Below are 25,393 nucleotides of genomic sequence, written 5' to 3'. Positions count from 1 at the left end.
TACATTCAGTTATACTGAATGTACGACTCAATCAATTAGAAGTTAATTTTTTAAAAACAGTATCTAGAACTAACAATCTAAATTATTATAAAATATATTTATTATAATTTAATAAATTAAATACCCAAACAATAGATAATATTAATATATAATTTGATAGATGTGTTATCGTAGTATGATACATAAAAGTCATTAAATAAACTATACGAACATTATCAATACAAGATACCTGAATAATTAATGTAAGTCTCTTAAAAAATTTTATAAAAATTTTCTTTAATTCCCGCATTTATATTAAAATCTTCAGTATTAAACATTTTATATAATATAGCGCAGATATAATGTACACTTTAGTCATTTACTACATAGGAAATAATGTGTTGATATTATTAATATGATATATTTTTACTAAGCTATAAAATTAGTACTGACAATATTTTTTTAACAAATAGGAAGAGATTTATTTTTTTTGTAAATTTAGCTTTAAAAATGTATATTTCTTTCAATTCGATCATGGTCAATATTGAAAAATTATTACTAATAGTAAAGATCAATTTAACTAGTAATGAAATAAGTAATTGATAGTTTTATTGAAACCACTTTGTAGTAATACAAAAAATTAATTTTAAATGTCTCTTAATGTAAGTTAATAAGGTAACAACTAACCAATATAATTAGTATATTCAAACAACCTTTAAGTATGCAACCTATAAATTTTTAAACAACCTATACGATACTTCAGAAGATTCATTAATATAACAACTGCACCATATGTCAACTAATCATCATACTTTCAAAGTACAGTTAACACATAACTATATTCATGTAACATGAATAATTGATTTATAAAATAACATATAAATTATTTATTTATATATTATTTTTAAAAAATCACCATTAATTAATCTTGTTAATTACGCTCACAATTTATATACAGCATACTAATTTTTATTAAATATTCTAATAGATTTGAGTAAAAACACTCTATATTTTTCACTAAGTATAATTATTAAATACATTCATTCAGCGTTACTGGTTATATCGATATCCATATATGTATCGATACGTATTTTAATTTTTTTCTTTTATTCAATTGATACAACTCACATTTCATCCATCGAAAATCATGGAATATTAGATACCATAATTTTTACGTTCAGTACTAATAATTTTCAAATATATTAAACCTTAAGTCGTATTTATCAATTCTTTAATTATATGTTTTATCTATTTGATCGAGATACTTTATAAAAATATCACCAAAAAAAACTATCTGATTATTTTACACAATACAGATTGTAACAACATTACAATAATATAGACAATTAATATTAACATTTTATATACAAAATCCACTGCTTAAGACTATGATTAACTTTCTAGATTATTATCTTATCACTCTTTATACTTATAGTATTTTTTACATATTTTCTGTGAATTTTTACAAACGTAAGCATTTATAAAACTTCACACCTTTTTACAACTTTTTTTGTCATCACGTGTCAGCGTATAATTAAATATCCCTAACAATCTTGCAGTGATTTCTTTCTTTCCTTTATATTTGAAACGGATACGACAAATATATAAGTTTCAGTTTGTTCAAAAAACAACTAATTATCCTGAATATTAATAATAGATTTTTAGTCATACACAATTATTACTACAAACATAACAAAATTAAATAGTAATTTTATAAAGTACTATATTGTTATTTCATTAGCTTCAAAATAAATAAATTAATCTATGAACGTTTCAGTATCCAAAAGTATTATTAACTTCACTTAACTATACTAGAGATTTATTGATAAATAAGATACATAAACGTTTTTGAAAGTGCATATAAGATATACTGTGATTTATATCACAATACATGATTTTTTGTTACTTTTTATACTATATATTTGTGATGCAGATTGCTTATTATTGCATGGAACTCGCTATAATTACCTCAAAAAAAATCAAAGGGAACGCATAAGCTTCCTTTTATATCTATTACACTCAGTTAACAGGAATTCTTCCATGCAACTCATTATGAGTCTGGTCGGAATGGCGGTGCTAATTGGTATTGCCGTGCAATGTTCCAGCAATCGCCGTGCAATTAAACTCCGTACCGTTGGCGGAGCTTTTTTTATGCAGCTCGCACTTGGTGCTGTAGTCTTATATATACCAGCAGGTCGTAATATACTACAAGCAGTCTCTGATAGTGTTTCTAAAGTTATTAGTTATGGTCATGATGGGATCAGTTTTATCTTTGGCGGTCTTGTTTCTGATAAAATGTTAGAATTATTTGGCGGCGGTGGTTTTATTTTTGCCTTACGTGTTTTGCCAAATATTGTTTTCTTTTCTTCTTTAATCGCAGTACTGTATTATTTAGGTATTATGCAACTAATCATTAAATTTCTTGGTGGAGCTCTACACAAAGTCCTCCGTACATCAAGAACAGAATCTTTATGTGCAACCGCAAATATTTTTGTTGGACAAACAGAAGCTCCGCTTGTTGTACGTAATTATATTTCTACAATGACTACTTCTGAATTATTTGCAGTTATGTCTGGTGGTTTAGCATCTGTAGCTGGTTCTGTGCTTGCAGGCTATGCTCAGATGGGCGTACCAATGGAATATTTAATCGCAGCATCATTTATGTCAGCTCCAGGTGGTTTATTGTTTGCTAAATTGTTAATTCCTGAAACAGAAAACGTACGTGATAATATCAATGCAACTGAACTAGTTTTAAAAGAAGAGCTTCCAATAAATATTATTGATGCCGCAGCATTAGGTGCAGAGTCTGGTATGCGATTAGCATTGAACGTAGGTACAATGTTATTAGCTTTTGTTGCTTTAATAGCATTAGTGAATGGTGTTTTAAATGGCATTGGTAATTGGTTTGATTATCCAGATCTCTCTCTTGAGCTAATTCTTGGATGGGTGTTTTCTCCTATTGCTTACTTAATTGGTGTATCATGGAACGAAGCAAATATTGCAGGTTCTTTTATTGGACAAAAATTAATTATTAATGAATTTGTAGCCTTTATGAATTTTGGTGAGTACATGAAGCCTGATGCAGACGTGCTTGCAGCAGGCAAACAAGTGCTTTCAGATTATTCTAAAGCAATTATTTCATTTGCACTATGCGGTTTTGCTAACTTAGCTTCCGTAGCAATTCTAGTAGGTGGTATAGGTAGTATTGCACCAAACCGTCGCAGCGATGTAGCTAGACTTGGTATGAAGTCAGTGCTCGCAGGTACTCTCTCTAATTTAATGAGTGCAACAATTGCGGGTTTTTTCTTAACCCTTGCAATAATATAATTTTCTTATTTTTAAGGAAGGGCAACTGCTCTTCCTGCTTTAATTATATTTTCATACTTTTAGATAAATAAACTGAATTTTCTATAACTTAAAAAATGAATACATATTTTTAAAATACTACGATAAATAAAACCTAGCCTAAAATAAACGATAATTTTAAAATTATTAATAATTTTTTATATGGAAACACAATCCTGGAAGGATACATATTAACTTTCAGCATGTAATAATATTTATGCATCATTTAATGATTTATAAGTAGCAATCTAGCATATTATACTAATTTAAATTCTTATTCAGAGCCTTTTAAGGAAAATAACTTGTTAAGTATCCTATTAAAATAACAGAAACGTACAAAAATAACATCAATCGAAAAATCTTTTAATAAATAAAACTCTGTTCTCACACAGACACTAAAAACGTATATATCCTAATTAAGTGCATTAGTATAATATGTTCTATACACTACTTCAGGTTCTCCAAAAAAAAATTTTAATATAACTCACTCTTCTTCAGTAATCTTTTAAAAAATACAGTTAGTGAGATCAATATTAATAAAGAATAGCAAACTCATACTACTTTAATTATTATTAAGAATCAAAGTATTAATTAAGATACGTAAAATTATATAAAAATTAATATAGTACAATGTATTTTAACATCATCAAATATTATAGTAGATACTTAAGATTAATTAATACAGCTAGAGTCAATTACAAAAATGTTATAGAATAAAATATCACTTTATGATGTGCAAACTAAACAAAAATCACTAATATACCGGAAGAATATCTTCAAACATAAAGATTATACGGATAGAATATTTTCGTATGATATATATTATATACTAATCAAAATCGTTGAAATAATAAAACATAACTAACTAGATACTTTTCAATATGATCTACAAAAGATTATGCTATTGTTCTTACATTGGATTAACTAAAAATATTATTACATCTCAAATAAAAATAACAAGCATTACAATACTCATCTTTAACTTAATAATTTACTACCAATAATCTTCATATTACGCAGAAACAATAATAAATCAGCTTTAAAACTAAACATATATCAAAAATATTATGTTTGATGAGGGGCTGCATTTTTAATTCAGTATATAGTAAATCTTCAATACAGTAATATTCGTTAATGCTCTGTACGAATTGATTAATACCTAAAGCGAAAATATTATAATTTATAATGGTATATTTTAAAGTACTTAGTTTGTCATAACACAATAGAGATAATAAATACAAGTATCTTTCTAGCAGATGTCTACTGTATAAATTAACTTACAATCTTATTTCAATAATTGAAATTGAAATTATTCATTAAACCAGCAATTTACAAGCGTTATATAAACTAAAAAAATCAGCATAATAATAAAGCAAAATTATACTAATATTATGATGAAAATCATTATTTATAAAAAATTAATTAGAATCTTATACAAGAGCATACACAAAATAATCCGTACATTACTTTTGATCCGATAACATATACGTTATACCATCAAGAAAAATCTATACAGCCAGCTTCATACAACTTGTTGTCATCATGAATATCTATCTCAATAATAACAATCCACTATAATTAGAAACAATATAAAGTGCTAGGAGTATATTCAAACTAAAATAAAAATAAAAGATACTGTTTCTTTTCAGAAATATAAAACTTTATTATAAATGCAACACGTTAGTAGATCACAGATAAAATTAAGCAAAATTATTCTATATAACTACTTTTCAGTAGTTGATTATTTCTTTAAACATTTCATACTTACTAGTATACAAATATTTATTAACCAAGAAAAATTCTAATAAAATAAAGATTTTGATCTTACATGACTATTATAGTTGAAAAAATATTTTAGTATATTTAAACATTATAAAGAGCTATATTGCATTAGCACTTGTACCTCAATTGATATCAAGAAAGTACTTCATTAATAATCAGTTGGTAAATTTGAACGGTATTACAACTATTTTGCATCCTGAGTAAATAAAATAAGTAATTTCGAATTAACTATTTAAGAAGAATTCTCGTTTCTTGATTTTTAATAAAGTGACAAAGATCGTTGTCTAGCTAGACAAGCTATATTGTAAGGATTAAGAACATCTACTTAACTCAAGAAAATTATTATACACTACAGTTACCCTTTAATATTTTTTAAACACATAAAGATACTCATCAATATTACCGTATAAATACGCAATATTTACAAGAAATTAATTGAAAATATATTATATTTTTAATTAATTTCTTATTCGAAAGAAATAAGTAATATCTTAGTAAAAAATTTAAATCATATTAACATAGAAAAATCACTAGACCGTTTCGAATTATTTATTATTTTATAATCTAGGACTTCTAGATAAAATTATTTAATACACACTACTTAAGACTAAACGTATAACACATGCAACAGTTTTCAGTTTTAATATCAGCTTCTTTACAATCGAGAAATATATCTATAAAACATGAATTTTGCTCTAATAAAATAAATAAACAGATTCAGTGTAAATTCAACGAGTAGTCTTGAAAATTATAAATAATCCTTTTAAAATATGCGACAATAAAGAACAAGCCCTATAAAAGTCTTGTAAAACAATAAAATAAAATCATAGTATCGACCATTGTTCAGTTCAAAATAATATTCAATCAAATATTTTGTAATAAATATTAAATTAAAATATAACTGAATAGCTTTTCATTTATCATTCCCTACAATCTTTTTCTCAAACAGGAAAGTAAAATACTATTTAAGTTAAAATAAGTTTACTATTATAGACAATAGTTTTCAAACGATGCTGTCATTTTCTACTTTTAAAAAATTCTGCGCCGCGTAAAAAGAAAATAAGCCAATGAATAATAAAGAAACCTAGTCTCAAATCATGTCCTTAATGAAAAAGTTATACTATTTCACTTATATAGGAGAGAAATCTAATGTAGTACTACAGAAAAACCTATGTTCCATTAGATCAAACATACAGTCACTTACTAACAATTTCAACCCAGCACATAAAGTAAAACTTTTTATCTATATACATGTTTAAAGCTAACAAAAGTTCTTACAATAAACAGTTTATTTTTCTACCATTATCAGTACAACAAAGTAATAACTCCTTACAATACGATTATCATATAAAATAACTACAAGTTTTAAGGAAAAATCTATGAATACTAGAAAATATTTCTTTATCATAATAAATAACATTGTACAATCACGAGGATTGATATACGATGATTAACTACTTATTAATACTAAAATTAATACTCTAGATAACTCCAATGTTTTGTATGTAAATATTATCAATATGGCTCTTAACTTAAAATTCGGAACATTTTAGAACTTCACCGTCTGTATTTTTAAATGAGTCATTTAGTATCGTCACTAAACATTTTCTATTATACAGAAAAATTACAGTATATATTAGTAAGGTTAATAGTTTAAAATTAGTAACTAAAACGGCCTAATCGTATAACCATGCAAATGAAAGTAATTAAAAAATATCAAGAATTTTGTTTCTTCTTTGTTTCTGTAATATAAATAGCTAAATTAGTACAAGTATTTTAGGTTAAGTCCATTATTTTCTTAAATAATTTCTCAAAAAAACTACCTCTATTAGAGATAGAAAACATTTAGCATATATAAATATAAATATTAAAAGTAAAGCAATATAATAAAAAATTAGAGTATTTTAGTGATTACAATCATGATACACTCTAAACAATCTATCTAACTAAATACTATTAACTCACTATGACAAGATTTAAATTAACAATGTTCCTGATATATAACATGATAATAACTATTGTTATAAAAATCTTTACTTAATGCACTACTCACTCAGATATGTCATAAAATCTTACATCCTTCCTTCGTAATATAAGAAAGGAGTGAAATATCTTTAATAAATTAGTTAATATTATTAATGCATAGATTTAAACAAAGCTTTCTAAGCAACTAATATTATTGCTCTAACCTATACAATACTACCTAAATTAATAAATCTGAAATCATGAATGCATTTTAAATTCATGAATAGGATAATCAAGATAGTTTATGACACTGTTTACATATCAGCAAGTATGTGTATTTTACAAATAACATTAAATGTAATATACGCATTTAAAGTCGAAAAATTTTTAGCATTGAGTAATCAACAAATATTAAAGGTAAAAAGACTTTCTAAACAATATAGGTGACAATCTAGTTTTTGCACAGCACACCTTGATCTAAGAATAATACTTTTTTATCATTAAACTAAAATAGTACCTAGCTTACTAAGTTTTTTAGCATGGTATAATTTTTATTTGAAGCTCAGTTAATGTTAATCTAATTAAGATTCTAATTATCATATTTTATTAGTATTTTCCTAATTTGTTGCTAACTTAGATATAATTAGCATTTAATAAAAACTTATTATGTGGAAAAATCAAAAAAAGGTTTCTCACAATATCTATGACGTACTTTAACTGATAATTAAGTAGGAGATGCTAAATATTACTCTATAGAATATTTTCCAGAGAAAATCAGTTATTTAATCTGAATTTTAGAAATCTTACTGATTTGTATATTAATTTCATAAAGAAGTGATTAAGTGGTATTAACAAAAACTTCATGCTCAAAGAGAGAATGTTGCGTAGTTTAATAAAAGTATCAAAAACAGTTTCACATAACTTTTCAAGTTATAGTCCTTCTCGTGGATATTTATCAAATTTGAAAAAATTATATTGAAAATATAGGTATTGATATTGAACTACATATAATATCTTCTAAACTTTTAGTACTAACAAAACTATCTATTAGAATTTCAAGCATATTTAACACTGATAGTATATCTACTATTTTAAACATAGTATCACGCCTAACTGTATTCATTAAATACAGAAATAACAAGAATCTGTACAACATAAAATTTTAGGATAAAACTATACTATGGTACATTGTAGTTTTAAAATTATATGTTCTCACCAGTCGAAATGAGACTTACAAAATAGAAAATTTTAAGTTTTGTACTTTTGAAACTCATATAATATACTAGTATGTTATATACTTTAACAACAGAAAACTAGAAAGTTTCAATCATTTTGTCATATGACGTAAGAAAAATTTATTTTAGCTAAGTAATAAGTTTTAGTAAACTAAACGATAATTTAGCAATAACCATATTATAATCACGCTATTATGAATGAGTCAGAATCTAAGTTTCCAGCACATCTGTATAAAATTATATAACTTTACTACACATTAACATTTTGTGATTTATAGCATTACTATAATCAAGTGTGTAAGTTTTAATATTTTTAGATAACTAAATTTATTTATCAAAACTTTAGATTATGAGATTATTTTCTTAGATAACAAAATGACAAAAATGATTTTGTAATTATAATTCTTTTATCATATAAAAGCTAGTCCTACAAAAAAAGGTAGATCATGTCTAGATTTTTTTGATTCAAAATGACACAACGTGAATGTGTAAGAATTAAAAACCACTAAACTTTCTTAAAATTAAAAGTAAAGTGTAAAATTTTAAATAAGACACAGTAAGCAATTTTCTTACTTCAAAGCGCAGGTAGCTTTTAAATCAGACAACTAGCTCTTGCCAGTGCAAGAATAATTTGTTTCCTGCAGTGTTTTCCTCCAAGACTATCAAACGTAAAAAAACCGATCACCATCCAGAAATCACGATATTAACTCTGATACTAAGAGACATTCTAATCTTTAGTAATATAACTTAATACCTAAAAAAATCCTTACTATGTCATCACGCCTTTAACTACTCAAGATAATTTTAGTATTAGGCAGTTATGCAAAATAACAGTATAGCCACATATCAATAATCAATATCAATCATTTTAGTGAATAATCTATTTTTATATTATTGTATAGCTGAAGGTAAAAAATTAATGATATCGTCAGAGACGTCCAGTGTACTTCTGCATATTATATACACATGCTCATCACTACTATATGTCTCATGCCATTATTATGATATTTATTAAATTATAAATAATGTATTATTAGATTGAATCTTGAGGAAGTATAAGTATTACTATCACGCCACTTCATGCAAGCAGAAACAGAGCTACTTGTCATTCTTATCTTACTGAAACTGATCAAATAAATGATACCTTCACTGAAATACATACCTGGTATAACTTAAAAAAACATGATAAAATATATCTTAAACTATTACATTACTACACTATAGTATAAACAAAAAGGATAATTTTATAAGAAACAGTCAATCATGCTTTTTATCTATTAGCTTTACAAGACCACCTAATCAAACTATCCAATGAATTAATACTAAACTATAATAAATACATACGAAGAATGAACCTTAGTTAGTGATCACACTTTATTCTAGACATCGAATTTCTTTTTTTGAAAGAATAATTATAGATCCAATGAAATATTTTCAACAGAATAAATATTCAACTCAAAAAAATCTTGATAGAAATATAGAATTAATAAAATAAGTAAATTGCAATAGCTTCACAAATCGGCTAACAAATGTAGATTAAGTCTAAATATACTGACACTATCGACAATAGAAGAGTAAGGCGGTAGTTACTAAATTAGTATCATATCATCAAAATATGATACTAATATTCAGTTTATTAATTTAGAAAATATTCAGTATTTCTTCTACACACAAATAAGACGATTCAGTTTATTTGAATAAACTTCAACAGGTATTCTAATACTTATCAAAGTGCTTACACATACGTTATATATTTTCAATACACTAAATATATGATCGAAAATCTACCTATTAAACATATATGAACAATATGAAATACATAATGACTTTACTGTATTAAAATAATAATTGATATATAAAAAATATTATTTTCAAATTTTTTACATGTGTCACCGCTATCTAATCATACATTTCTAAAATAAAAAAGTAATACGGATTTTTCTTAAGTGTTATTATTTATTATTACTGAAATTGTATAAAATAAACTTTACATCTTTATCAATCTGCATTATTTAACTCAGGAAAAAATTTTAGCTAAATTATAATATTATTATTACGTCATAGTTATTTTTAATGCTAAATACATCAATGATCAAAATAGTAATCGCATTCTATTATGCGCACTCCTGACACAACCTGGAAATTACTAAGCATATTTTTTTGAATTCCTATTATATAAAAATTATTTATATTATTAAAATTTATTTCTTCAAAATTTAAAATAGTTATATAATCATTTTACTTTCAAAATTCTTTTTGAGAAAATGCAACATCACACAACCTTTTGTAGATATAAATTAATACATAAATATTTATATACAGTAATTTTCTAGGCATTAACGCTTGTAGATATTAAAAAAGTATTTAATTTATGAGAAATTGCGCAACTGATCTTTTTTATAGAAATTTATTATTGTGAAAATAGATAAAATTACTACGTGTAAAAAATAAATAAGTTCTAAAAATATGTTGTATGAAATCATTTTTTTAATTTAGATACCATGAAATTAAAAATGATAACCTGTCTAAAAGTTACAGGTGTTTAATCTATTATTTACTTAATTAATTAATTTTATAATATTACATAAATCAACTTTATAAATATAAATAATAATTAAGGTAAATTTTATTTTATTTTATTTTATAATTAATATATAACTATTAACTAAAAGGTATTAATAATAATGAATAATGATTCATATTTGATAATTTAATTGAATTTAAAAACGTATTTTAAAAAATAAAATATGAAACTAAATATTGCTTGTATTTAATAATAAACGGTTATATTTAATTTATAGTTATATATAAATACATCATACTTAAATTTACTAAAATAAAATAATAACAATTCAATATTATATTATAATAATAAATTTTATTTTTTAAAAAATTAAAATTTATGTAAATTTTACAGATCTATTAAATATTATAAAAAATGCATCAAAAGTAATAAAATGAAAAATATAATTATAAATAAATTAAGATAAATATAAATTTTTATATTATGATTTAAAATAAACTTTCATTTTAATCTAAATGTTAATCTAAAAAAATAAAAGAGTGAAGGAGTTAATTATCACTTAAAATATTATTTATTCTATATTATTAATTAATATAAAATATCTTAATAAATTATGAATAATGTATATTAAGTATTAAAAAGACTAAATAAATCTTATTGTTGAGAAATAATATATATACTAATATCAATCTAAATAAAAAATTATCTTATTTTTTATTGATATATCTTTAGATGCTCATATTGAGCATTAATAATAAATAAAGATAACATTTATTAATCCCATCCACTAAAACCAATTTTTTAGCTTAAATCATATTAAAATCAATAATTGTAAATTAATATTTTAATCATTATACATCTAGATGCTAGACCTAAAACTCTCTGGGTATTTTTGTAAAAAAATTCATAATTACATCTATTAACACCCTGAATTAAAATGATCTATTACACTATGTTATTTAGAAAAAATAATTAAATGATGATGAATATATAAATTTATAAAACAATAATGAAAATAGAAAAAAGTTTAAATATTTTTGTAAATGCACTACTATTTTAAAATAATAATAATTGATTTTATTTATTTAATTTTTAAAAAATTAATGATGTTGAAATATAATATAACACATAATAAGATTGATTCTATTATGTTAATTATATTTATTTTAAAAAAATAAATTAAAAATCTATTTATGCAAAAATAATTGATATGAATTTGATACTTCAACAAGATTATTATTTTATATTTTAAAAACGAACCTTCATTAACTACAAAAGAATAAGTGTAATGTTAAGAATTTGATAGAAAAAATATTAATTGATTTTTTTAACCTTATATCCTTTTCATCTTTCTCTACCTAAAAACTAGATACTCAGATATAATCATGTAAAATTTGTCTACTTTATAAAGTAGAAAGGAGAAGTTACATGTCGATTGCAATTAATTCATTAATAAGTGATAGCATTAATTTTTTTAAAAATCAATTAGTTGATATTCTTACACTTGTGTTCTTAGCAACCGCTACAAGTGTTGTTATTTATTCTATTATGATCCCAAATACATTAATGATATCAGTACTATTTAATGCTCAAGCTACACTTATAGATGCTGGTAGCTCAGGTTTGCAAGACTGGGTACAAAGTCTTTCTGAAGAAGATAAAAGTAATATCTTACGTGTTTCATTTGGTTTGATCTTTTCTATTATTGTTGGTAGTTTAATTCTCATATGCGGTATACTATCTTATATGTTTAGATTATCACATGGTGAAAAGATAACAGGAATTCAAGCTCTTTTAGCTTCATCATCTAAAGCTCCGTCTATGTTATTGCTGTTAATTGTTTGTTCTTTATTAGTGCAACTTGGTATTACTATCATGGTATTACCTGGAATTTTACTTGCAATTGGTTTTTCTTTAGCACCAGCTATCCTTATGCGTGAAAACACTAACCCTTTTAGTGCAATGAGTAAAAGTTGGAGTATAGCCTATAATAATTGGCGTTCAGTATTACCAATGGTTTTAATATGGATGACATCACAAATTCTCATAAGCTTATTTTTGAATAGTCTTAACTTAAATCATATTATTAACAATGGTCTCTCATTTTTACTTAATAATATGATTTCTGCATTTGCTTTTATTTATTTTTATCGTCTTCATATGTTAATTATTAATGTTACTAATAAAAATTAACAAACCAAATCAAATATATCAAACCTACATGTGTATAGTAGATATAAAAGATCGCATTTTATTATCTAATATCTCACAACTTTAAATATAAAATTTAAAGCGTATTTAGCTTTTATCTGTATAAAAAGAAGGGAAGAAATGCTAAAATGTCTTACTAAAACAAGTGTTAAAAAACTTCTTGTACTTTTACATTAAGCGATATTTTAGCTAATTTCATGTATTTTCCAAGACAAACTTTTATAAAATAAATTACAAATATAAAGTAATAAAATGTCAACATTTTAACGATGAATATTAGCATCTAATAGTCATTATTTATGCATACCCTAGCTACATAATAATAATCTACCAATACATACTTCGTGAAAAAAATTATTTTCATGCACACTAAACTAACGATTATGACACCTTTTCTATTTGTAATATCACTTTTTCGCGAAAAGAATGAGATAAGATAATAAAATTCAGTTAATATATTATATAATATATCCTTTAATAATAAAAATCTTTCTATTTTTTATACTAGTTCTAGTAATTTGGATTTTGTTTCTGACAACTAAAAATGTATTTTAAAAAATTTAAAAAATAATATAAAATATTTTTACTCAAATATCATTAAATACATCACTAATTGAGCACTATGTTTAAATACATATGTATGATACATACAATATATCACACACATTTATTTCCGGAGACATATTACTTTTATTCTTCCGTAAAACTATTTTATTGTATTAAAATATTTTTTTGACTCTTATCACTGCTGTCATTATTTTCTTTTTGAAAGAAAGTATTAACAAACATTTTAAAATAATCAATCAGCTTTAAGAGGTTCTTGCATATTAATTTTTAATTTATAACTTAACATTTATGTTCTTGATTTTAAGAAAGAAAATACTTCATAGGATTTGAAGTAAATTATATATCTTTTGAAGATTTATTTTTTTGACTGTAAATTAAATATAGTAAAAATAAATATTAGCTGAAACGTATCCGTTATCACCCAAACAATTAATTGATTTTTCTATAAAAAAATCTGACTCAAATTTTTTATCTATCCTTGAATAAAATCAATTAAGCTTATATTTTAACTATTTGAAAAATATCACTTAAAAAACACTAAAATCATTCTGAATACAATTCATAACTGAGTCAGAAACAACATATACGAAGTATTTAGGTTAATCATCTGAAGATCTATATAAATTATTCTTTTAGGCGTTGGTTTTAAAAAAGTTAATACTAAAGTGAAATAATAAATTTATACTCTTTTAATAAATTAACAATCCTTATCTTCAATATCAAAATCATCTTTACGTATAAATATCTAAAATAGTAAACAAGTCTAAAATAATTTTATTAAAAATTTATCGCTAAATATACTTGATATTTTGCAATGATCAATTCAACTACAAAATAGAAAACAAATAAAACATATCTTATAAAAGATTCACAGTTACACTGATATATTGCAAATATATTGCAGAAACGTGCTAATAACTTATGTTTCAACAATAAACAGACTACTTCATGCAAGGATTAAAATATTACTGGAAAATTATTGAAGATACTCAATTTTTCAAATATCTAATTCAGAAACATTGAAATTAAGTGATGTAGTTTTGTCTAATTATTATATCACTTAGTTTAAGCTACTATCTATGCTTATCAAAACCCTGAAAAAATAAAAAAAATATATAGCATACTGAAAATATGAAGTGACTGATTAGAGTTAATATAATATTATTCTATTCGCAGAATTCTTTAACGTTATGATCAAATTTATAAATCTAATCACTCATAAATTTTATAAAATATAATAATACGCGTATTCAGCTCAGTTGCAATGATAAAAAAATAAAAATGTTATCTAATTTTATAATAATTTTAATAATGCGATTTTTTAATATCTATTAAACATAAGAATAATATACTAAATAAATATTATCATTACAAATAATAATCATATGACAAATACCAAAAAACACTTCATGACATCAATAATATAAAAGTATTACAACTAACATCACAGTTAAAATATCGACTTTACTCATCAAGTCAGGAAAAAATCAGTATTTTAACAAAATCTTAAAAAACTATAGCACTTGTAAATTTTTCCTATCGAATTTAACAGATAGTAAAGTTAATCTTATTTTATAAATCTAATATAATTTACCGAAATAAAATTTTGGCTCGTATCTCATATCGAAAACTAATGAGTGATTAAATCACTATACTATAAATTCTATGATTTACACTCATTATTATAATCAGTGACCACAGAAAATTTTATCTGATTACTCGACAACCTGTCCATAACTAAATCACTAACAAGCTCTATGACTAAAATTATAATTAACTATTTTAATGTAAAATAAAACATAAAAAAGTTAGGATACAAATACGTAAATAAATAATACCATTTATACCTATTAGTTTAACGTATGAAAATATTGACAGATCAAATAATGATAGAAATAGATAATCTCACCTTAATTTTTAAGTTTAAACCAAGTAAAATATATAAATAATATTTTTAATCGAGTATATTAAAAATATATTTGAATATTATCAAATAAAATTTCTATATATCAGTAAATTTCATAAATTTCATTATTATATATCTTGAGTTTTGATAATGCTTTATCTTTAAAATTAAGGTAAAATATAATTAGTAATAAATATTTTTTTTAAAAAATTCACACGTAGTATAAAATTAGTTAAACTACATACTATTTTATGTATACCTTGGTATTGACTGTTATGAAACAAATTATTGATTTTATTCCGTTAGTTATTTTTTTTATTGTTTATAAAAGTTATGATGTTTTTTATGCAAGCGGCGTTTTACTAATCACGACTCCACTTGCCTTATTTGCTACCTATGTGATTTATAAAAAAGTTGAAGCAGTCGCTAAAATAGCATGTATTATTGTGATGTTTTTCACGTCTTTAACATTAATTTTTCACAGTGATATTTTTATTAAATGGAAAGTTACTATTATCTATACATTATTTGCGTTAATATTACTGTTCAGTCAATTTTGCACAAAAAAACCACTCATGCAAAGAATTTTAGGTCATCATCAAGAAATTAAACTTCTAGATAGTAATTGGGCTAAATTAAATAGTGCATGGGCAATATTTTTTACTATTTGCGCTGTGTCTAACATCTATATTGCATTTTGGTTACCTCTAGATACCTGGATAAATTTTAAAGTATTTGGTTTAACCACGGCAACCTTACTTTTTACAATATTAAGTATTGTATACATCTATAAAAATACGTCCAAAAAGAAAGCTAACGAAAAGAAAAACAAGCCTTCAGAATAATACTTTATACTTTTATTCAAATAACAAATTCCTTAACTTTATACTAATAAATCAGTAAGTTATGATATTAATCTAATAAATATATACGCAAAACTCAAAATCTATTTCATTCAAAACTGTAGAAAATAAAATACATATACTTTTATACGATATAATTTAAAATACATTTTACTTAAAAAGTATTTTTATAAATTGTATTAGGATTATATAGAAACTACATAATTCGTCTTATCATTTTTGTTAGTATATTCTTCTGCATAAAGTCTGAAACAGAATATATCAAGCAAAATACTAGAGAGAACCTACTTATTTAAAGTAATATATAAAATATAAATAAATTCTCCCAGAAATAATCATCTGAGTTATATGAAAATGTTATCAGTCAATAAAAATCATACTAATCAAAATCTTATTTTACTCATTATATGAATTTAAAATGTATCTTTTAAATAAAAGAATGATTTTATCATAAATATAAAAGACATTGTATGATATAATTATACTTAACATTTATGCACTATTACACTGCATTTGATCCTTAAATATATATGTGAATCACACTATTTTCTGAACACCATGTGTAATATATATTCATATATATCATTAAACCACTCGGAATATTTTAGATATATTCTGTTGATTTTTATTATGCTGAGCAGAGATGTATTTCGAATCATTATAATAAATTGATAATTTTATAGTAGGATAATCACTGATAACATACTTCATTATTACTAGTATTACAATACTAGTTTATGCTTGATTTAAATTAAAACATCATTGTATTTTAACAAAGAGTTAAATATGGAATTCCCAAATAACGAATTAGTTTTACGTACACTAGCAATGCCTGCTGATACCAATGCTAATGGTGATATTTTTGGTGATTGGTTGATGTCTCAAATGGATATTGGCGGCGCTATTTTAGAAAAAAAAATTGCTTTAGGACGTGCTGTAACCGTTGAAGTTAACGGACTTAAGTTTCAAAAACCTGTTTCTGTTGGTGATGTAATGTACTGTTATGCTTACTGTTTAAAGACAGAAAAAAGTTCTATGACAATTAATATAAAATATGGGTTAGGAAAATTGCCACTCAACCAGTTGGTCAACATTACCTTTCTATAAATGCTGTTTTTGCTTATATTGGCTGTTAATGCCAATAATACAGCACGAGAAATTCCTAAAGAAAAACAACACTTTGAATTATAAAAACTAGATCATCTTATTATTAGCTGTATCTATAAAAAAGATTTCAGAAAAATAATTGCTATCTTTCAAAGATCAACGTTAATTTAGCAGTATAAAAATATAACGTGTAAATGAAAGATTAACTTCATAATAGGTAATTAAAGAAATTACATTTAAATGAAATTATAGTCACATAACTTTTCTATGTTTATGCAGACTTTTAATAATGTATTGTACACTTAATATTGCATGTAAACATGCATTATCTGAGAGCTTATTAAACTAAATATTAGTTTAATAATGCATCTTCATTAAAATGATATATATTTTAACATAATTTTTAACTAATTAATACATAGTAAGTGCTACATAAATTCAATGTTGGTTGATACATTATTTATTGCTATAATATTTTACTAAAATAGCTCACATTGAGATCGTCTAATAATTTTCAACCATGTTTTAAATTGCTTCAGATTCATTATCTTAAATTTACTTTTAATTTTACGTTGCTTTTATTTTTTAAGTTTTCTTTATTTTTCTCTTAATTTTTGAAGTTCATCAACCTCTAATTTACTAAAAGATGTAATGCACGTACAATAATAATCTTTTTCTGAATTTTATTGTGATTATAATTATGTATAACTAGCGTGGTTTATAAAATAATTCTTATTGTGAGTTATGAAAATATTTAATCTTATTTCATATTGCCTTGAATGGTTTAAGGTTATGGATGAAATCTGAAAAACAATATAGTTATGCAGATTTCATCCATAACCTTAAACCATTCAAGGCAATACCGAGCAGAATTAAATATTCTACATACAATATATAAAAACCTTGTTTATAAAATAATATTACACTAATGAAGTTAATAATTACCCATAAAATCCAATTTTCAACATACTTTCTCGTCATTAGTATCATTGCAACGACAGATAAAACAGTCATGGTTGCATCCCAGAATGGAAATGCATCAAGTTCTAATACAGGCATGATTAGTTGCACCCCAAATATATTTAATATTTTAATAATCCACGTTGCTAATATGCGAAAAATAGTTTCTATATTCAAAGTTATGTAAATAATAACTAAGCTTGACACTACTGAAATACTAACTGCTTGAGGAAAGCTTAACCAACGAATTTTTAGTTTAGTATTTTGATTTTTTTTAACTCTACTCCATACATACCAGCCATAAATATTGATAATAAAAAAGAAAATTTGTAATAATAAATTCGCATATAGCTGCATGTGGAAAAATATAATACCAAATAACGTAACGTTTATCAAACCAAATAAATAATTAATCGCTTTTTCAAAGCTAGCAAAAAGCATACACAATAAACCAGAAATAGCACTAACCACTTCAAGATATGATAGTTGGTAATTTACATTTCCTAAAGAAATATTCACTAATATATGCTTTATGCTAAAAAAATCCATCTCAAAATCCCTTTAATAATTTACAATATATATTTAATAAAAAAATATATAGCATACAATCTCAATCTCTTCTATTTTAAAGACTATAAATATTATCTGCGATAACGATAAAAGAAATACTATATAAATAAACTAAATATATTCATTAATACACTTCTCACAACTACTCCTTGCATTCGTAAAGATTTTCCAGATAATCTAATCCAAATTCGATAATCTCATATTTAGAGTTTATTTTTAAGCATAAAGTCTATAAATTTTTATTAGCGATATTATAATTCCCAATTCTAATATATATAGTAAATATTTCACTGTATAAATTAAGATGAATTAATAGAATATTTTCGTACACAGATTATTATCTGTATAAAATAAAAATAATCAAATCATATTTTTCTCTAAAATCTTCCTGCATATCTTAATCATAATGTTATAAAGTAGAATGATAATATTTACTATAATACAGTATGCAACCTCCAAAACGTTTTTATTTTTCATCATAACTTTTTCTATATAGTATGCGTGTTGTTTGATGCTTTATTGCATGAATAATCACGAAAGTATTTTAATCTTTTCTAATGATTGTAATATCGATATTAAACAAGTATATTGTAATTTTTTTATCAAAAGTGACTATACTTTAACGAGTTTTTTAAAACGTAATAATACGCACAAATATCATACTTACTGAGTACTGTACTGGTAAATACGTTTTACTTGTCATTCATTATAAAATATATAAAAATCAAAACCTATCTAATTATTTGTTCTAAAAGGGTATAAATTTTATCTTCTAATTAACAAAATTTAGTTTATTAAAAATTCTTTTACTGATGCAATGGTATCGAATTTTCTCATTTTAAAATAATAAATGAAATTATTATATTAAAAAAACCTAAATAAATTCTCAGCTTAAAAATTAAGTTTTATAAGTCAACTAATTTCATGACATTAATTATCGCGTATCATAATTCAAACTATCAACAAGAGAAAATTTATAAAATAAATATAAAATAGTATATAAATTAATATATGGCTGACGTATTAATACATTAATTATATTCACGTATATCAATTATTAGATTATACTAGTTAAATGATTCATCACTAGTTATTAGTTGTGTATATGATTATATTGAGACTTATTTAGTCATTTTTGTAGAAAAATTCTCAGATTATACCAATACCACATCTTATTAAGCTGAATTGAAATAAACAATAAATTTAACGCTCTTATTGCGAAGTTTTTGATGTTTCTGACATTTTTTAATGTATACATTGAGTTATATGGTATTATCAGTATTTTAGACAACGGTAAAATCACACGATAAAATTTTATCACAAAAAAATAAATATAATAAAGTGAATTTTCAAATTCATTTTACCCTCATTTCCGAAATAATATAGAAGATAACTTAAAACTTAATAAAATAATCTTTTAACAGGAATGTTTGACATTCAAGACAATCATTTAATCAATACACACTAAGCACAGTATTAAATCAGTGATAACAGTATATACGAAATCACATTCATCACTAAAAAATATAATAATTCTCTAGATGAATCTCTATTTATTGATATGTTAAAAAACAGTTCATACAAGTTCTCTCAAACTTATTAAACTTATCTGAAGTAAAATTTAAAATTGAGTGATGCTTACATGACTGAGCATTGATAATATTACGCTTTCTAGCGTACTGTTAATAGTTATTTAATTAATCTAATAATAAGATTCGTGATGCTGATCATTCATATCAATATCAAATTCAACTAAATTAATTATTCTTTATAAGTTATTCTTGCTAAATAAAGATATTTTAAAAGACTTATTAATACAATCGTATTTATACAATAACATTTTTTGATAATATGAAAAAAATCAACAAATCTCCTGTTAAATTAGTATTTGCATTAAGTTAGTTTTCTTAATGATCTTCGGCTATATTTATCAATAAGATCTCATCATACTTATAGCACCCACTCTCGAAAAAAACTGTCCAACAATAGTTCTTAAGAAGTTATTAACTAGATATTTTTTAAAATATTATAAATAAAGTTTACGAAAATTCAGAAATTATTTTTTCCATCATCTTAGTATTTACAAGATAAACTACATCTTCAATTATAATCTCATATACATCTTTCTAAGATAGAATCATTATAACTTGTAGTACCTAGTATATCTTACGGTCTTTCTTTAATTAGTGAATTTGATTTCTAATGTACTACTATTAAAGTAGTTTTTTGTTGTTCATATCTTAATAAAATAAAAATCTCTAACATAGGAATTCAAAACATTCATCATTTTTATACAATCAAAACAGTCTTAATGGAAAACGGTAAAATAATACAGACTCTTAATGTTTCAGACAGAATGATAATATTATTGTATTGATTATATTCATCAGACTGATTAATATTATAAATCTTTAAAAAGTGAAAAAATGTTATTGATATTAAAATAAAAATATTTTATTTTAAACGAGATTATTATTAAAATTAGTTTAATTTCTCTGAAAAAAATTATATTATGAATTATATTTTATAAAAATATTACCATACAATAAATACAGTATTGTTCTTTTTAGTTTAAAATACTTAATTACTAACTAAATACTCTTGTATTAAAACACAATAAATGTATTTTCTTTACAGAGTATTATCAATATTATTGATCATTATTAAAAATGAACAAGTGTTTTGAAAGTACAATATTTATTCAACAAAATTTAGTAACAATCAGACATATATTAAATACATTATTATATAATTATTTTTCAGAAAAATTCTTTATTTACTTAATAGTTTTTAAAAAATGATAATAACAAATTATTCTTCTTCATTCTCTCTTTAAGAAAAATTGTTATCCACTACCATTATTTTAAAATTTTTCTTTCATATAAAGTAAAAAAATAACGTCTGACTGAACCAGCTGTCTTACTAATTATAAACTTTATAAAATTAGATAAAGAGTGATGAGTTAAAATTCGTTATATTGCTTATAAATTAATATTATTAAATATACTATGGGGACATTAGTAAATCTCAAAAGAACAAAATTCATTCATCTCCTTACTCGACATACGTAATACCAAGTAAGGTATTAAATGATAAGATAATTGATGCTATTAATTAAACTTACAAACCTATTAATCTATATTTCAATAGAGAATGATTGCAGAATAGCTATCTGACGCTACTTTAAGATAAGTACAATTAATTAAAAATCTATAATTTTCAGAGAAATAAATAAATTTAAACTTTAGAAAACAGACTATATCAAAAACTGAGATAAGATATTACTTCTTATACTCAAATTTTAAAAATACTATCCACCTATTTAAAATAATATATCATTATAAATATGACAGACAAGCAATTTCAACATATAACTGTACTTCTGCATGAAGCAGTCAATAGTTTACATATTAAGCCAAATGGTATCTATATTGATGGAACCTTCGGACGAGGTGGTCATTCAAAATTAATTTTAAGTCAACTCAATGCAAGCGGTCGTCTTATAGCTATCGACAGAGACCCAGAAGCTATTCAAGCTGCAAAATCAATTAATGACCCAAGATTTAAAATTAAATATGGATCTTTTTCTAAAATTTCTCAATATGTTGAAGAAGAAAGGTTAACTGGAAACATTAATGGTGTATTGTTAGATTTAGGAGTATCTTCGCCTCAATTAGATAACCCAGAGCGTGGTTTTTCATTTATGCGTGATGGTCAATTAGATATGCGCATGGACATACAAAAAGGTGAATCAGCGCAACAATGGTTAATGAATGCAAAAACAGATGATATTATATGGGTATTAAAAACATTTGGGGAAGAGCGTTTTGCAAAACGTATTGCCAGAGCAATTGTCAAACGTAATCATAATGCAAAAGAAACACCTTTAACTCGCACTTATCAGCTAGCAGAGTTAATTGCTAAAGTAACTCCGTTAAAAAAATATTATAAACATCCAGCAACGAGAAGTTTTCAAGCAATACGTATTTATATCAATAACGAATTAGAAGAAATTAAGAAAGTATTACATGGAACAATGTCAGTTTTAGCACCATCAGGGCGATTATCAGTAATTAGTTTTCATTCATTAGAAGATAGACTTGTTAAACAATTTATTCGTCAAAATAGTAAAGAATTAAGCATTCCAATAAGAATGCCTTTAACTGACGTTCAAATACGCAATCGTGGTGCTATAAAGCTTCGAGGAGCTGGTAGGATAAAACCTTCTAAAATAGAAATGCTCAACAATCCTAGAGCACGTAGCTCAATACTTCGCTTTGCACAAAGGATAGAATAATGATATTTCGTACAAAATATAGCCTTATAAAAGTTATTGGTCGTGATCTGTTCCACTATGATATAATTCCATTGATTGCGCTTTCTGCTATTATCATTAGCGCAATTTTTGTGGTCTTCACTACTCATGAAACACGCTTATTAACTGCAAAACAAGATAAGTTATATGAAGAAAAAGATTCTCTGGATATTGAATGGCGCAATTTGATTCTTGAAGAAAATGCATTATTCAGTCATAGCCGAGTAGATCGTGTATTGGCTGATAAGTTACAGATGGTTCATATTGATCCTTCTCAAGAAAACATTATTATATCTAAGCGTTAGATAAGGTTTGGAATGAACGTAGTTAAAATAACCAAAGTAGCTAAAAACAAGAAAAAAAAAGAAAATACAAACTTTGTAATTTGGCGATTTAATTTATTGTGTGGTGGCATCTTATTAGCATTAGCCTGGCTATTAATATGTATAGCTTATTTACAAATTATTTCGCCGGAAAAGTTAGTTCAAGAAAGTGATATGCGCTCTCTTCGTATTCAAGAAGTGTTTACTACACGTGGCATGATAAGTGACAGAGAAGGTCGTAAATTAGCTGTAAGCATTCCCGTCAATGCTATCTGGGCCGATCCAAAAGTCGTATGTAAAAAAAACAGCTTTAGTTCTAATAAATACTGGAAGGCACTTGCTGATGCACTTCAAATTCCACTTAAAGAAATTCATAAAAAGATATTAGCTAACCAAAAAAGTCGTTTTGTTTACCTTGCGCGCCAGGTAACCCCAACAATCAGTGAATATATTTCAAAATTGAAGATACCTGGTATTTATCTGAGCAAAGAATCTCGTCGTTACTATCCATCTGGATCAGTAACTGCGCATTTGATTGGGATAACTAATATTGATGGAGATGGTATCGAAGGCATTGAAACAAGCTTCGATCGTTGGTTAAAGGGCTCCCCAGGTGAACGCACTGTACGTAAAGATCGCAATGGTAAAGTTATAGAGACAGTCACATCTATAGATAGTCAAGCAGCAAATAACTTAGTTTTAAGTATTGATGAACGCATTCAGTCAAATGTTTATCGTGAATTAACTAAAGGTGTGATAAAAAATAAAGCTGAATCAGGTGTTGCTATTGTAGTAGATGTGGCAACAGGTGAAATTTTAGCAATGGCAAATAGCCCATCCTATAATCCAAATAATTTAGCTGGTACACCAATAGATTCTATGCGTAACCGAGCTATCACAGATATTTTTGAGCCAGGTTCCACGGTTAAACCAATTGTTATTATAACTGCTCTTTATAATCATATTGTTGAAGAACATACCTTATTGAATACCACTCCATATCGAGTAAATGGACACAAAATTACAGATGTGTCTCACTACTCTAAATTATCTATTACTGGTATTTTACAAAAATCAAGTAACGTAGGTGTATCAAAACTTGCATTAGCAATGCCTGCTAAAACTCTGGTAAACGCATATAGTCGGTTTGGATTTGGTCAACCCACTAATTTAGGATTGGTCGGTGAAAGCAGTGGTATCTTTCCAAGTAAAAAAATACAGTGGTCTAATTTAGACAAAGCTACATTTTCTTTCGGGTACGGCCAAATGGTCACACCATTACAATTAGCCCGTGCATATGCAACTATTGGTAGCTTTGGAATTTATCGCCCACTCTCAATTACTAAAATTGATCCTCCTGTTCCAGGAACTAGAGTTTTCCCTAAAAAAATAATACAAACAGTTGTTCATATGATGGAAAGTGTTACTTTACCAGGAGGCGGGGGAGTACGTGCAGCCATTAAAGGCTATCGTATTGCAGTAAAAACAGGTACAGCTAAGAAAGTAGGAGCAGAAGGAAAGTATATTAATCAATATATTGCTTATACCGTAGGTATTGCACCTGCGAGCAATCCACGCTATTCGCTGGTTGTTCTGATTAATGATCCTAAAACAGGTCAATATTACGGTGGCACAGTATCTGCTCCAATATTCAGTGCAATCATGGGAGATATTTTACGCATAATGAACATTAAGCCTGATGCATTACAAAACACTAATAAAACATCATGATCAAAAAAGA

7 protein-coding genes and 1 pseudogene are annotated in these 25,393 nt (G+C 24.7%); 7 read left to right on the top strand and 1 reads right to left on the bottom strand.

What is annotated here, in order from left to right; genetic code table 11:
- The first annotated feature begins 2,019 nt into the window (after nt 1-2,019).
- The 4 genes and pseudogenes from GFV14_RS01135 (at nt 2,020) to yciA (ending at nt 17,568) form a co-directional block, all read left to right on the top strand.
- Nucleotides 2,020-3,306 carry a NupC/NupG family nucleoside CNT transporter gene (locus GFV14_RS01135; RefSeq protein ID WP_457914511.1) on the top strand — a complete coding sequence of 429 codons (1,287 nt, stop codon included), beginning with the start codon at nt 2,020-2,022 and terminating at the stop codon, nt 3,304-3,306.
- 8,952 nt (nt 3,307-12,258) lie between these two features.
- The gene (locus GFV14_RS01130; RefSeq protein WP_457914510.1) at nt 12,259-13,023 is read left to right on the top strand and encodes a YciC family protein; all 765 of its coding nucleotides are present in this window, start codon (nt 12,259-12,261) and stop codon (nt 13,021-13,023) included.
- 2,766 nt (nt 13,024-15,789) lie between these two features.
- A complete protein-coding gene (locus GFV14_RS01125; protein WP_457914509.1) occupies nt 15,790-16,359 on the top strand; it encodes a septation protein A in 570 nt (189 codons plus the stop codon).
- Nucleotides 16,360-17,163: 804 nt separating this feature from the next.
- Nucleotides 17,164-17,568: pseudogene (gene yciA / locus GFV14_RS01120) on the top strand (acyl-CoA thioester hydrolase YciA).
- Nucleotides 17,569-18,303: 735 nt separating this feature from the next.
- Here the strand turns inward: yciA and pnuC are convergent.
- Nucleotides 18,304-18,993: a nicotinamide riboside transporter PnuC gene (gene pnuC / locus GFV14_RS01115; protein ID WP_457914508.1), complete on the bottom strand. Its 690-nt coding sequence runs from the start codon at nt 18,991-18,993 to the stop codon at nt 18,304-18,306.
- 3,367 nt (nt 18,994-22,360) lie between these two features.
- On the opposite strand from pnuC, the gene rsmH reads away from it, so the two are divergent.
- Genes rsmH through ftsI form a run of 3 tightly spaced genes read left to right on the top strand, consistent with a single transcriptional unit; the run spans nt 22,361 to nt 25,383 of the window.
- On the top strand, nt 22,361-23,311 hold the full coding sequence (gene rsmH, locus GFV14_RS01110) for a 16S rRNA (cytosine(1402)-N(4))-methyltransferase RsmH (protein ID WP_457914507.1): 951 nt from the start codon (nt 22,361-22,363) through the stop codon (nt 23,309-23,311).
- Nucleotides 23,311-23,634, top strand: coding sequence for a cell division protein FtsL (gene ftsL, locus GFV14_RS01105; protein ID WP_457914506.1), 324 nt, complete (start codon nt 23,311-23,313; stop codon nt 23,632-23,634). Before rsmH ends, ftsL begins: the two co-directional genes overlap by 1 nt.
- 12 nt (nt 23,635-23,646) lie before the next feature.
- Nucleotides 23,647-25,383 carry a peptidoglycan glycosyltransferase FtsI gene (gene ftsI, locus GFV14_RS01100; protein WP_457914505.1) on the top strand — a complete coding sequence of 579 codons (1,737 nt, stop codon included), beginning with the start codon at nt 23,647-23,649 and terminating at the stop codon, nt 25,381-25,383.
- Nucleotides 25,384-25,393: the final 10 nt, after the last annotated feature.

The sequence above is a fragment of the Candidatus Hartigia pinicola genome (assembly GCA_020541205.1).
GTDB lineage: Bacteria > Pseudomonadota > Gammaproteobacteria > Enterobacterales > Enterobacteriaceae > Hartigia > Hartigia pinicola.
Note: the sequence above shows the minus strand (reverse complement) of the source record. Positions and strands in the feature narration are given on the sequence as shown.

Excerpts from the sequence above, each read along its gene's own strand:
- GFV14_RS01130 (WP_457914510.1), top strand. The coding sequence starts at position 12,259 with ATGTCGATTGCAATTAATTCATTAATAAGTGATAGCATTAATTTTTTT.
- GFV14_RS01125 (WP_457914509.1), top strand. The coding sequence starts at position 15,790 with ATGAAACAAATTATTGATTTTATTCCGTTAGTTATTTTTTTTATTGTT.
- rsmH (WP_457914507.1), top strand. The coding sequence starts at position 22,361 with ATGACAGACAAGCAATTTCAACATATAACTGTACTTCTGCATGAAGCA.
- pnuC (WP_457914508.1), bottom strand. The coding sequence starts at position 18,993 with ATGGATTTTTTTAGCATAAAGCATATATTAGTGAATATTTCTTTAGGA.
- ftsL (WP_457914506.1), top strand. The coding sequence starts at position 23,311 with ATGATATTTCGTACAAAATATAGCCTTATAAAAGTTATTGGTCGTGAT.
- GFV14_RS01135 (WP_457914511.1), top strand. The coding sequence starts at position 2,020 with ATGCAACTCATTATGAGTCTGGTCGGAATGGCGGTGCTAATTGGTATT.
- ftsI (WP_457914505.1), top strand. The coding sequence starts at position 23,647 with ATGAACGTAGTTAAAATAACCAAAGTAGCTAAAAACAAGAAAAAAAAA.